General features: G+C 35.3%; 7 protein-coding genes and 7 pseudogenes. 8 read left to right on the plus strand and 6 right to left on the minus strand.

Annotated features, from left to right (window positions below; genetic code table 11):
* Positions 1–100: 100 nt before the first annotated feature.
* From J4P91_RS23710 to J4P91_RS23725, 4 genes are all read left to right on the plus strand, one after another.
* Complete coding sequence (locus J4P91_RS23710; protein ID WP_207996036.1) at positions 101–1,087, plus strand: LacI family DNA-binding transcriptional regulator; 987 nt, start codon at positions 101–103, stop codon at positions 1,085–1,087.
* 140 nt (positions 1,088–1,227) lie between these two features.
* Positions 1,228–2,604 (plus strand): sucrose-specific PTS transporter subunit IIBC, encoded by a 1,377-nt coding sequence (locus tag J4P91_RS23715; protein ID WP_207996037.1) that lies wholly within the window; start codon positions 1,228–1,230, stop codon positions 2,602–2,604.
* Positions 2,605–2,624: 20 nt separating this feature from the next.
* On the plus strand, positions 2,625–4,100 hold the full coding sequence (locus tag J4P91_RS23720) for a glycoside hydrolase family 32 protein (RefSeq protein WP_207996038.1): 1,476 nt from the start codon (positions 2,625–2,627) through the stop codon (positions 4,098–4,100).
* Entirely contained in the window at positions 4,097–5,038 is a 942-nt protein-coding gene (locus tag J4P91_RS23725) for a carbohydrate kinase family protein (protein WP_207996039.1), read from the plus strand. The genes J4P91_RS23720 and J4P91_RS23725 overlap by 4 nt, the downstream gene beginning before the upstream one ends.
* Before the next feature lie 347 nt (positions 5,039–5,385).
* Here J4P91_RS23725 and J4P91_RS23730 read toward each other — a convergent pair.
* Both J4P91_RS23730 and J4P91_RS29930 read right to left on the minus strand, forming a co-directional pair.
* Positions 5,386–5,748 (minus strand): annotated as a pseudogene (locus J4P91_RS23730) (RNA-guided endonuclease InsQ/TnpB family protein); the annotation flags it as partial.
* Positions 5,747–5,812, minus strand: a pseudogene (locus J4P91_RS29930) (IS200/IS605 family transposase); the annotation flags it as partial. The pseudogenes J4P91_RS23730 and J4P91_RS29930, both read right to left, overlap by 2 nt.
* Positions 5,813–6,728: 916 nt before the next feature.
* Between J4P91_RS29930 and J4P91_RS29800 the strand changes: the two are divergent.
* Positions 6,729–6,809 (plus strand): annotated as a pseudogene (locus J4P91_RS29800) (IS6 family transposase); the annotation flags it as partial.
* A pseudogene (locus tag J4P91_RS23735) lies at positions 6,795–6,956 on the plus strand (IS6 family transposase); the annotation flags it as partial. The pseudogenes J4P91_RS29800 and J4P91_RS23735, both read left to right, overlap by 15 nt.
* 474 nt (positions 6,957–7,430) lie before the next feature.
* On the opposite strand, the pseudogene tnpB reads toward J4P91_RS23735, so the two are convergent.
* Positions 7,431–8,558, minus strand: a pseudogene (gene tnpB, locus J4P91_RS23740) (IS200/IS605 family element RNA-guided endonuclease TnpB).
* A gap of 165 nt (positions 8,559–8,723) precedes the next feature.
* Here tnpB and J4P91_RS23745 point away from each other — a divergent pair.
* A complete protein-coding gene (locus tag J4P91_RS23745) occupies positions 8,724–9,119 on the plus strand; it encodes a GNAT family N-acetyltransferase (protein WP_207996044.1) in 396 nt (131 codons plus the stop codon).
* Between the two features lie 131 nt (positions 9,120–9,250).
* Here J4P91_RS23745 and J4P91_RS23750 read toward each other — a convergent pair.
* The 3 genes and pseudogenes from J4P91_RS23750 to J4P91_RS23760 all read right to left on the minus strand — a co-directional run.
* Positions 9,251–9,705 (minus strand): annotated as a pseudogene (locus J4P91_RS23750) (2-thiouracil desulfurase family protein).
* A 74-nt stretch (positions 9,706–9,779) separates the two neighbouring features.
* On the minus strand, positions 9,780–10,673 hold the full coding sequence (locus J4P91_RS23755; RefSeq protein WP_207996040.1) for an alpha/beta fold hydrolase: 894 nt from the start codon (positions 10,671–10,673) through the stop codon (positions 9,780–9,782).
* A 290-nt stretch (positions 10,674–10,963) separates the two neighbouring features.
* Positions 10,964–11,029: pseudogene (locus tag J4P91_RS23760) on the minus strand (IS6 family transposase); the annotation flags it as partial.
* Positions 11,030–11,242: 213 nt separating this feature from the next.
* Here J4P91_RS23760 and J4P91_RS23765 point away from each other — a divergent pair.
* Positions 11,243–12,133 (plus strand): Vgb family protein, encoded by an 891-nt coding sequence (locus tag J4P91_RS23765; RefSeq protein ID WP_207996041.1) that lies wholly within the window; start codon positions 11,243–11,245, stop codon positions 12,131–12,133.
* Positions 12,134–12,755 lie beyond the last annotated feature (622 nt).

A 12,755-nucleotide genomic window follows, 5' to 3' on the forward strand; every position in this document is an offset into this window, starting at 1 on the left:
AAGTAATAATAAATGAAAATTTGTCTAGTATGAGTTAATATTATTGAATAGTATGCAACATTTTCATACATTCATTTATTTTATTAAAGAGGAGAAAAGAATGGCAAAAAATATATCAGATATTGCGAAATTAGCAGGTGTCGCAAAAAGTACCGTTTCTCGTTATTTGAATGGTGGATATGTCAGTGAGAAAACAAAGCAGAAAATTGAAGCGATTATTCAAGAAACAAATTTTTCTCCTAATACATTTGCGCGCAGTTTAAAAGCAAAAACGACAAATTTAATTGGAGTGATTGTTCCTCGTTTTGATTCTTTTGCTACGACAAAAACGCTTATTGGAATCGACAACTCACTTCGTGAACACGGTTATCAAATGCTTGTTGCAAACGCAAATCAAAGTCAAGAAATAGAAATAGAAGCAATAGAAAACTTTGTGAAACAAAAAGTAGCCGGAATTATTTTGTTAACGACAAAATTAACAGAGCAACATCATAACATTTTGCGTACATTACAAATTCCTTTTCTATTTGTCGGTCAACAATACGAAGATCAGTATTGTCTGATTCACAATGATTTTGAGGCAGCATTTGAATTAGGATCATATATTTTATCACAAGGACATCGTCATATTGCGTATGTAGGAGTAACGGAAGAAGATGTGTCTGTTGGGGTAAAGAGAAAACAAGGGTTTCAAAAGGCAGTTCAAACTTTCGCTTCATCGTGTAACGTTACATACTATGAAACAACTTTTCATGTGAAAGATGCGATGGAACAAGTAGCATATATTTTGGAAAGAAACCGTCCGACTATTATTGTTTGTGCAACAGATAATATCGCAATTGGTGCGATCAAGGTGATCCATGAAAGAAACCTGTCTGTACCAGCAGATATTTCAGTTACAGGGTTTGGAGGTTATGATATTTCTGAAATGATTCACCCTAGCTTAACAACTGTTTCATTTGACTACCATTACGCTGGGACAATGGCCGCGACATCTATGATACACTTAGTTGAAAATAAAGAGGTACCAAAAATAGTAAATTCAAGATATACGTTAAAAATTCGAGAAAGTATTGACAAAGTGTGAAAGCGGTTTATAATTCTTTGTAGAACCGGTTCCGCTTTTTGAGAAAGTTAAGACAGGATTTCTGTTATATATGAAATACCTGTCTTCTATTTTAACCATTCAAGGAACCGGTTCCGCAAAATGTATTAGGGGGACTTTGAATGGATATGAAAGCGATTGCCAATAGTGTGTTACAGCATATTGGCGGAAAAGAAAATATTATAAGTGCGACGCATTGTGCAACACGTCTTCGGCTTGTTTTAAAAGATGAGTCAAAAGTATTACAAACAGAAATTGAAAATATAGACGGCGTGAAAGGTGCTTTTTCTACAGGTGAACAGTATCAAATTATTTTTGGAACGGGACTTGTTAACAAAGTATATGAACCATTTGCAAATCTTATCGGTCTATCTCAAATTGATTCTCAAACACATACAGAAGCTGTAAAGAAAAAAATGAATCCAATTGCACGGCTAGCAAAAGTATTATCAAATATTTTCGTCCCAATTATTCCGGCCATTGTTGCGAGTGGTTTATTAATGGGGTTACTCGGCATGTTGAAAGCGTTTAAATTTGTGCCAACTGGCCATGCACTTATGCAATTGCTTGATATATTTTCAAGTGCAACGTTTATTATTTTACCAATATTACTTGGTGTTAGTGCTGCGAAAGAGTTTGGCAGTAATATTTTCTTAGGAGCTGTAATTGGTGGGATTTTAACTCATCCTGCGTTAACGAATCCTTGGACACTTGGGAATGCGAAACCTGCGGTATTACATTTCCTTGGTATGGATATTGATATGATTGGTTACCAAGGGACTGTTCTTCCTGTTTTATTATGTGTATATGTAATGAGTGTAATAGAAAAACAGTTACGAAAACATGTACCAAATTCTTTAGACTTATTAATTACACCTTTTCTAACAATTATGATGACAGGTTTTCTATCATTAATTATTATCGGCCCTGTCGGCTATAAACTAGGTGATGGCATTACGTACATTTTAAACACTGTCTATGAAGTTGCTGGACCAATTGCTGGGCTTATCTTTGGTGGTTTATATTCGACTATCGTTTTAACAGGACTGCATCATAGTTTCCACGCTATTGAAGCTGGATTACTTGCAAATAAAGATATCGGTGTAAACTTTTTACTGCCGATATGGTCAATGGCAAATGTTGCGCAAGGCGGGGCAGCTTTAGCTGTTTATTTTAAAACAACAAATGCGAAAACAAAGGGTATTGCAATTCCTTCTGCTATTTCAGCATTCTTAGGAATTACAGAACCAGCAATCTTTGGTGTGAATTTAAAGTTAGGAAAACCATTTATTGCAGCAGGAATCGGTGGAGCTTTAGGAGGAGCATATGTTGTCTTTATGAATGTTGCGGCAAATGCTTATGGTTTAACTGGGATTCCGATGCTTACGATTGTTGCTCCACTCGGGATGATGAATGTCGTTCATTATGTAATTGGTTTTGTTATTGCAGTTATCACAGCTTTTATCGCGACAATGATTTTATATAAAGAAAAGAACTAATTATTTGAGGTGAACACCCTATGGACAAATATAGAACAATACAAGATGCAAAAGGGTGCGAATTAGCTTCATTAGAGAGGATTGCAAATCAAGACTCGTGGAAGCCAATGTATCACATTCATCCGCCATATGGATTAATGAATGACCCAAACGGTGTATCTTATTATAACAATGAGTACCACGTGTTTTATCAGTGGTACCCCTTTGCTCCCATTCATGGAATGAAACATTGGGCGCATGTAAAATCTAAAGATCTGATTCACTGGGAGCGTATGCCTGTGGCGATTACTCCTACCGAAAGTTATGAATCACACGGCGCTTATTCTGGTGGCGCTTTCGTAAAAGATGATATTCTTCACTTGTTTTATACTGGTAATGTAAAATCTAAAGATAGCTCGCGTGACGCGAATCAATGTGTTGCCTTTATGAATAAAGAATATGAGATTGAAAAAGCAACACATAATCCAATTATTCGAAGCGTTCCTGCTGGATATACTGGACATGTTCGCGATCCTAAAATTTGGGAATATAATGGTTTTTATTATATGCTGCTTGGCGCACAGCGAGAAAACGAAACAGGTACATTTCTTATTTATCAATCAGAAGACTTGTATGATTGGAAGTTGCAAGGAGAACTACAAACAAACTTAAAAGACTTCGGCTTCATGTGGGAGTGCCCTGACTATTTTCAGTTAGATGGTAAAGATATTCTTGTTTTTTCCCCACAAGGTATTCAAGCGACAAAAGATAGCTATCAAAATGTTTATAATGTAATTTATGTAATTGGAACGTTAGATTTAGAAAATTTATATTTTCATGTTGATTCTTATTATGAGTTAGATAAAGGGTTTGATTTTTACGCACCGCAAACATTGCAAGATCCCGTTGGGCGCCGCATTATGTTTGCATGGGCGGGATCCAGTGAAATGACGTATCCTTCAGATGATTGCATGTGGGCACATTGCTTAACGATTCCGCGCGAACTAACTCTTGAAGATAATGTGTTAAAACAGCGTCCTATTTCTGAATTAAAGGCATTACGTACATCTTCTAAAACTATATCAGGTTGTTTACAGAACGAAACATACGTATTATCTGACCTTTTCAAAGAACGCTCTTATGAATTAGAAGTACAATTATATTCTGAAAAGGCAAATGTATTTGGTATTTCTTTATTTCATCATCATGAAGAATCATTTCCGGTTACCTTCCAGCGTGAAAAAGGGGTTGTTTCTATTGAGCGCGGAAGCTTTCAGCAGCGTTTTGGGGGAGAATACGGCTATGAACGCTGTAAACAAATTCAGATCCACGATGCAATGAAAATGCGGATTTTCGTTGATCAAAGCATTGTTGAAATTTTCTTATGTGATGGAGAAACTGTGTTTACATCGCGCGTGTTCCCTCGTAAAGATATAGAGTATAACATCTCTCTTTTCTCAGATGAAAAGATGGAATTTCATATCACACAATATAAACTTGGGAGAGGATTGGAATGAAGCAAGTATTTTGTATCGGTGAGTTATTAATAGATTTTATTTGTTGTGATGCACATGTTCCATTAAGTGATGGAATACGTTTTGAGAAAAAAGCGGGCGGAGCGCCTGCAAATGTTGCGGCGGCCATTACAAAATTAGGCGGCAAAGCTTCCTTTATGGGACAAGTCGGAAATGATCCTTTTGGGAAATTTCTAGAAAAAACATTACAAGAAAACGGTGTTGATACTTCTATGCTTGTGAAAGAGAAACAAACGACATTCGCTTTTGTCTCGATTGATCAACATGGTGAACGTGATTTTACTTTTATGCGTGGTGCTGATGGCGAATATCAGTTTCATCAAATCGATCTTTCTAAAATGCACAATCATGATATCATTCATTTTGGGTCAGCAACAGCTTTATTACCAGGATATTTAAAAGAAACTTATTTTAAGCTGCTGCAATACGCAAAAGAACAAAACCATTTCATTTCTTTTGACCCAAACTATCGTGATGCACTCATTACAGATAAAGAGCAATTTTGCGAGGATTGTTTATCTTTCATTGCACAAGCTCATTTCGTGAAAGTAAGTGAAGAGGAAGCGGTCATGCTTTCTAAAGAAACAAATATGAATAAAGCTGCACAATGTTTACTTGCAACAGGAGCAAAGGTAGTTGCGATTACACTTGGCAAACAAGGGACGCTTCTTGCAACGAGTGAAGGGGGAACTATTATTCCTTCTATTACTGTGAAACAGGTAGATTCAACTGGTGCAGGAGATGCGTTTGTAGGTGCCATGCTTTATCAACTTTCGAAAGAAGAAAATATATTTGATGTCAGCGTTAAAAAACTTTGTACACTCATTGCATTTGCGAATAAAGTTGGGGCGATTACGTGTACAAATTACGGGGCCATTCAATCTTTACCAACATTAGAAGATATCGTTAAGTTTGGATAAGTATTTTTTCATAAAGTGGAATTTGTTTTTCATTTTTCATACTTTGAAGGTGTAGTATCTTGATTGAATACTGCACCTTTGTTAATTAATTTCACATGCAATTTCCTATTTGGAGTGTGACTTCCTGCAAATTATGAGAGAAACTTAATTTGAAACGATTAAAGTTCTACATAATTAGTTGTCTGGTTCTTGTTATTTTAGGGGTGAACTACCCGCCACTTAACACTCTTACGAGTTGTTTGAAGTGGGGACTTCTCGGTTAGTCGTTACTTTTATTAGCTAACGAATTAGTCGTAAGACCGCGAGCTATCTCCCATGTTCCATAGGTTCTTTGATAAGATTTATAATCATGCTAACAGGCGTATCGCTTCATTTTTGATGTTGATTGCAGCATTATAATCTCTATCTATTGACGTACCGCAATCACAAACATACACTCGTTTAGATAATGCTACATCCTTTACGTTTCCACAACTACTACATGTTTTTGTAGAAGGAAACCATTTATCAATTTTCACAAGTTGTTTGCCCTGTTCTTGTAACTTATAGGCTAAAAAAGTCGTGAACATTCCCCACCCATTATCAGCAACACTTTTACCAAAATTAAGTGCTCGTGACATTCCTTTCATGTTCAAGTCTTCAATTGCTACAATATCAAAGCTGTTGACTAATTCTTTTGACTTATGATGAAAGAAGTTCTTACGTTGATTTCACAACTAATATAAGATGATAATAAAGCGAGAATACTGAATGATTATTACTATCTAGATCCATTGATATACCAACCTTTATAATTTATAAGACTGATTATATCAGAGTGGAAATAAAAAGAATAGCAAGTGCTTTTTGGCTAACGCCAAACCGAAATTCATCTCCCACCTACCGTTGGGCTATCACCCTGCATACGCTTGAGGAAGGAGAATTCTTTCGGATAAAGCGTTAAAACGGTCAATCCTTTTCTTCATTCGAGAATGAAAACTTTGCAACAGAACCTTTCGGGGGTATGGCAGGAATTCGTTCTTTTTGGATCCACTCAAAAATAGAGAAGAAAATCTAAATTTATTTAATAAAATTGCTAAGGTTTTTCAATTTAAAGTAATTTAATCTAGTTCTGCGACACTTTTTTCGTTTCTTATCTTTGTTTTTTTATATGTTTTTCATCAAAAAGGAGTCAAAACTGTCGCAGAAGACTATTTCTACGTCATTTTAATCCGAATGGCTCAAAAAAGAAGTAATTCTTGCCGTGCCCCTAAAACAATACCTTAGATGAATACCATCAAAATAATACATTTATTATCTAATAGCAAAAGACCACCTATTTCCGTAGATGGTCTCTGCCTCCTCAGCTTTATTGTACACATTTAAATTATACTGCTAATCGCATACTATATTGTTATGCAATTGTGCATTAATTCTATTTTTAATATAGTAATAGTGAAAAATATCTATACTAAACTTTGGGAATATTTTGCATAAACATTATCAATTTACTGCATATTCTGTCAATGTTAAGCTATAAGTGTAATATATATCTGTTTGAACCATGTCCCCTAATACAAGGTTTGAATAGTCATCTCAATACGCGAGAAAAAACCTAGAAAAGGCACCTTAGGGTGTCTTTTCTAGGTTCTGTTGCAAAATCTTCTAAACTACGCTACACTTTCGGAAAAGAAAACGAGGAGAATCACAGATGGGATATTTTAAAGGAGAACAGTTCGAGGAAGATATTATTTTAATAGCCGTTGGCTATTACTGTCGTTTTGCTAAATCCGCAGGATTTCAAAACCTTCGTCATGCTTCACGTACCATAAAAGGAATTGAAACCATTCATGCCTTATACAAACAGAGACGAAGTCTTCAAACAGACTCCGTCTTTTCGATGTACAATGAATTACAACAATTATTAATGGCCGCATAATATTTAATCATACATGCTTACCTATATCTATCTCTTGAGAAACTTTGCAACAGAACCAAATTTATCATGTAATAGTAATTAATAACTTCTAAATACTTCAATCGTTTAACGATAATTTATGTGAAAAAATCAGATTTCATCAAAAACAACTTTTTATTTACTGTAAGTTGATAGTTTAATCGAAGGATACTCTGTTTTCTTATAGAATTAAAACATTCGAAAAACTTTATATATTATTTATAAGTTTTAATTCTAATATTAAGGAGGTGTTGCCTATGTATAAAAAATTAGGATTTTTGGGGCGAACTATGAGGGGATAACGTACTAATAGCCCAAAAATTGCGTGGTTCCCTTCTATATTCGAAAGGAGTATTATATTGAACAAAATATCTTTAAAACCCATTGTTGAACTACTCACCACTTAACGTCCTTACGGACAGTTTGAAGTGGGAGATTCCTAAGTACAGCGTTCTATTAGGCTATCCCCGTAGTTCCTACGGTTAAGAGACGAATTGCTTCGTTTCTCAGATTGAGTGCTGCATTCCTATCTCTATCGTGATGTGTGCCACAAGAAGGGCAATCCCACTCACGAATTATTAGATTTTTAACATCTTTGTTTTTGTATCCACAATTTGAACATAACTGACTGGAAGCAAACGTTTTAGATACCACAACAACTTGTTTGCCATACCATTTTGCTTTATATTCCAACATCGTTCGAAATTGTGATCAAGATACTTCACTAATTGCTTTTGCAAGCTTTCCATTTTTGAGCAGGTTACTGACTTGTAAGTCTTCTATACCAATGACATCGTGGTTTTTGATGATTTCAGTAGAGAGTTTATGTAAGTAATCAGCTCTCGCATTGGCAATATGTTCATGGATTCTTGCAACTTTCACACGCTGCTTGTTCCAGTTCGAAGAACCTTTCGTTCTTCTGGAAAGGATACGCTGTGCCTTCGCTAACTTTTCTTCTAATATACGGAAGAATTTAGGATTCTTGTATGTTGTGCCATTAGAAAGAATGGCAAAATCTTTTAACCCAACGTCCATTCCACAAGTGGATTCCGTTTTAAGCATTTCTTGTACCTCTGTTTCGACAAGGATAGATACAAAGTATTTACCACTTGGGTTACGTCGAATCGTTGCATTTAGAATACGACCTTCTACTTCACGACTTTTGGCAAAGCGAACAAGGCCAAGTTTCGGTAATTTCATTTTGCTATCTATAATCGCAATATTGCCGTTCGTTTGCTTTGTTGTGTAGGATTGAACCTTATTGTTTTTAGATTTGAATCGTGGAATATCATTTTGTTTCTTAAAAAAACGCGAAAAAGCATCTGCGAGGTTTTTTAATGTGGATTGAAGAGCAATACTATCTACTTCTTTTAACCAAAGTGTATCCTGTTGCTTTTTTAATTGAGTAAGCTCGGCAGAGCAAGAAGGATAGGTTAATCCTTTTCCTGTTTCTTTATAGGTGTCATTCCAGAGAGTAAGAAAATAGTTAAATACAAAGCGACTGCAACCGATAGTTTTAGCAATTAATATTTCTTGTACCTTATTTGGATATATACGAAATTTATATGCCTTATTTACTAACATGGGTTGCACCTCACTTTTTTCGTAGGATACTTACAGTATACTAAAAAAAGTAGGCTTACGCCTACCGACATTCATCTCCCACCTAAAATTGGTGTTTTCACACCTTCACATTTTTGAGGAAGGAGGATTCTGTCGGAAAACGATAAAAGTAATTAGAAAGAGGCTATACAATTATCAGTAAAAGAAGAACAACGTACATTTATCGCCTCTAATCTGTATTCTATCGCAGAGGTTCAATTTCTAGATAATTTTTATGCAAAAGGTATATATCTTGATGATAAATTAATAGGATTTACAATGTTTGGAATAGACCCTGATGATAATAATTATTGGATTTATAGACTAATGATTGATAAAGAGTACCAAGGAAAAGGTATAGGTATACAGGCCATACTTCTCATTATTGAAAAGATGCGAAGTATTAACGAGAAAAATATTCCTCTAATTATGATTGGGTATAATCCTAAAAATCTTTCAGCAAAACTTGTTTATAAGAAGGCTGGATTTGTTGAAACTGAAGTATCTTCTTGGGGTGAACAATTGGCGAAGTTCTCTTTATAAACTCCGATGAAGAGATAGGGGCTATTTTCCCCGATGCTACTTAACAACCGTAGATAGAGTTTGGAGGTGAAAGCAAAAGAAAAACTAAGTGTGAAATAATGAAAAAGGAGTTGTTCCAAAGGTCAACTCCTTTATTTGTTTATAAGATTCTCTTCTGAAATTACTGTGAACCCATGTCTTCTTCGAAATAAAGCTGTTGTAACACCGTAATTATCTTTTTGTGTCCATTAAAATCCCCTATATAAATGGTAGAACTTCCGCAAGAAGGGCTACGTTCTTTTAAGGTGATGTATTCTGGATTAAAATCTTTTATTTTTTCTAAGGCATTATACCCTCCTTATACAAAAGCTTCGGTTACATCGTTTCCGTCTTTATCCATCACCTTTGCTATGCAATCTTGTACATCGTCACCGTTACCTCCAATAATTTCTGCTGATGGACGCGGAGTTGGTAATCCATCTAATACTTCTGGGCAGACCAAGACAGATTCTTCTTTTTGTAATAGTTCCTCTATTTTTGAGATAAGATTGTCATTTCCGTCGTAGCGACAAGCAATACCAGCTAAGCGAGCACTTATTACAATCATATTTTTCACCTCAAGTTAGTAGCAATGTAAATGTCAAGTCACTCCAAAATATACAATAAAAGTTGATTTTGGATTTATTTTTTTTGCTTTGTATCTTGGATAATTGTTTGTAAAATAGATTCCCATATGTCAGGATCGTCAGTTAAGAAATGTCCTGCATCTTTCATATAATGGGTTGTTACATAGGGGGTAGCTGAGGCAACTTTTTTTATTTCTTCTATTGGAGATAAAGTGTCGGCTGTACCATGCCAAATATGGATAGGGATGGAGATATCTTGAAAATTAAATCCCCAATATTTTGCTAAAAGAGCAGGTTCTGCTACTGCTTCATCTACACTATTTCTTAACGCTTCTTTCATATGGATCATAGTTAATTTAATATCTTCATCTGTTTGAATAAATTGTTGATCCCATTTGCATAAATGTGCATTTCCCTTTTTCAGCCCCTGTATATATTTTTCAGGGGTCTTTTCCATTTGCTTTTTTTGAGTACGATATACCCATTTTAATAGCAAAGGTAATCGTTTGGAGATAAAAAAAGCAATCCGATTTTCACGGCACATACTAGCTGGTGGCTTTTCATTCTCAAATGGAGTTGCACTAGAAACCATCTGTACGGATTGTAAACGTTCAGGGATTTTATAAGCACAAGCAGCTGCATAAGCACCTCCTCCTGAAACACCTATAATAGAAAAAGTTTGGAGCTTTAGTTGATCTACTAATTCATTTATATCTTCTGCCCAATCCAGAACAGTTCGATTCCGTTTTGGATCAGAGAGCCCGTAGCCAGGTCTGTCTATTGAAAGAAGTCGTATCCCTAATCGTTTGGCTACCATATCATCTGTTAATGACCAAATTCTTGAACCGGGTGTACCGTGGAATAGCATGACTGGTAATCCATTTGTTTTACCATATTCAATGTAGGCTAATTTACGCCCATCTTGTAAAGTTATGATGTGATCTTTCATATTATCCACTCCTATAACAAATTACAAACCGACCGTTCAGTCTAATTTTATAACAAGAGTAGTTTCTTTGTAAATACTGGAATTTTTATTGTGTAACATAGCCTATTGATAGAATGAAATACTGAAATCATATTATTTTCATTCATGTTGTAATTCATTAGATATAAGAGAACCATCCCATCGCCATCAAGCTAAGCTTATATAAGTTTAATTTCACGTGAGGTTTTTTCTTTTTTTAGAGATTTAGTGTAAGTTCCTTAAAGATTTGCATACCAAATAGCCTGATATTATCTTACCGTTAATAAGATAATATCAGGATGATAGTGTTTCCATTTGAACAAATTTTTCTTTTCCATACCGATCACACACCCTTTTAGAGTAATAGTATTAGTATGTCCAAGATTTATAGATTACTTGCAATTATCCTGAAGTTTTTGCACCAGAACCGTTATAAAAGTAGGCATATCAAATAAAGCCTGACGGGTTTCAATTTTTTTACTAAGCTACCTGATGAGTAGAAGTGGTATACTCATAAACAACACTCAAAATTTTCAATGGGGGAAAATGATATGAGGATCAAGATACAAGAATATGTAGTCAATGAAAGAGATTCAGGACCATATGGAATAACCGTAGGAAAAGACGGGGCATTGTGGTTTACGGAACAAAAAGGGAATCGAATTGGTAGAATAGATGCTAATGGTGAAATAAATTCTTTTCCCATTCCGACAGTAAATGCAGGGGCTATGTCTATTATTTCGGACCAGACTGGTGACTTATGGTTTACGGAATATAACGCAAGCAAGATCGGTAAAATGTCGATGAACGGCCATTTTGAAGAATATGTACTCCCTGAAACGAACGCTGCACCTTTTGGCATAACGGAAGGACCAGATGGAGCAATATGGTTTACAGAAATGAATAACGGTAGGATTGGAAGAATAACAAAGTCGGGGGAAATCACCGAATTTGAATTACCTAACTCCACATCATTTCCCTCTTTTATTACTTTGGGATTAGACGGGGCATTATGGTTTACACAGAATCAGAACAATACGATTGGGAGAATAACCACTAAAGGTGATGTGACAGAATATCCAATCCCAACACCTAACTCCAGGCCAGTTGGAATTGCGAGCGGACCAGATGGAGCAATATGGTTTGTGCAAATCAGGGGCAATAAAATTGGTAGAATTACGTTCGAAGGTGAGGTCGAAGAATTTGTTATACCGACGCCTAACGCTCGCCCTCATGCCATAATCCCTGGGAAGAACAGAGATCTTTGGTTCACGGAATGGGGAGGTAACCAAATAAGCCGAATTACAGTTGAAGGAGTTATTACTGAATATACGATACCTACAAATAATGCAGAGCCACATGGTATCACGTTTTGTCCGGATGGCGATATTTGGTTCGCTGAAGAGTGTAATCAAATTGGACGTCTAACAATCATTACGTAATAGAGGTATCGTCTATCCCTATCAAGCTCAGAAAAGCAAATACCAACCCATAAAGAAAAAGAACCTGCTCGAATGCAGATTCTTTCCGATAATGATTTATGTAAGTAAGACACGAAAATATGATACAATGCATCAGAAATGAATTCAAGTATAAAAAGAACCCGTTGAAGTTCGGGTCCTTTCAGAAGTGATGATGTTTTCTCTGTTTCAGATAGAGAAAAAATACAAAAATTATAATACATCTAAGTATAGAAAATTTCAATACTTAAATTGTGTCTAAACGACAATTATCAATTGCACGAATCGACGTTGATTTAAAGTTCTTTATACAAAATGAATAAATGGATTTTTTAGAAGATACTAACAAAATAAATCAATCACCTTTATTAATTCACATAATTTTCAAAAATCAAGTCTTTAATTGTTAATATTTGTTATATAATAGACCTATCAAGAAACATCCCTGTGTTTTTCTAATATGCCTGTTAAGATAGTTTGTGTTACCCTTTTTGTCACCTTATCTTAAAAAGAACTTGTAGTAATTTTAAAGTGAACCCCATTAATGGGACATGAAAAAAACACCTCCTTAATTCGCATACTAAATGCGAATTAAATGGAGGTG

Source organism: Bacillus sp. XF8, assembly GCF_017498755.1.
In the GTDB taxonomy this organism is placed as follows: Bacteria; Bacillota; Bacilli; order Bacillales; family Bacillaceae_G; genus Bacillus_A; species Bacillus_A bingmayongensis.

What these genes read in the sequence shown, in the direction of transcription:
- J4P91_RS23710 (WP_207996036.1), top strand. Translation starts at nt 101, where the DNA reads ATGGCAAAAAATATATCAGATATTGCGAAATTAGCAGGTGTCGCAAAA.
- J4P91_RS23715 (WP_207996037.1), top strand. Translation starts at nt 1,228, where the DNA reads ATGGATATGAAAGCGATTGCCAATAGTGTGTTACAGCATATTGGCGGA.
- J4P91_RS23720 (WP_207996038.1), top strand. Translation starts at nt 2,625, where the DNA reads ATGGACAAATATAGAACAATACAAGATGCAAAAGGGTGCGAATTAGCT.
- J4P91_RS23725 (WP_207996039.1), top strand. Translation starts at nt 4,097, where the DNA reads ATGAAGCAAGTATTTTGTATCGGTGAGTTATTAATAGATTTTATTTGT.
- J4P91_RS23755 (WP_207996040.1), bottom strand. Translation starts at nt 10,673, where the DNA reads ATGAAAGATCACATCATAACTTTACAAGATGGGCGTAAATTAGCCTAC.
- J4P91_RS23765 (WP_207996041.1), top strand. Translation starts at nt 11,243, where the DNA reads ATGAGGATCAAGATACAAGAATATGTAGTCAATGAAAGAGATTCAGGA.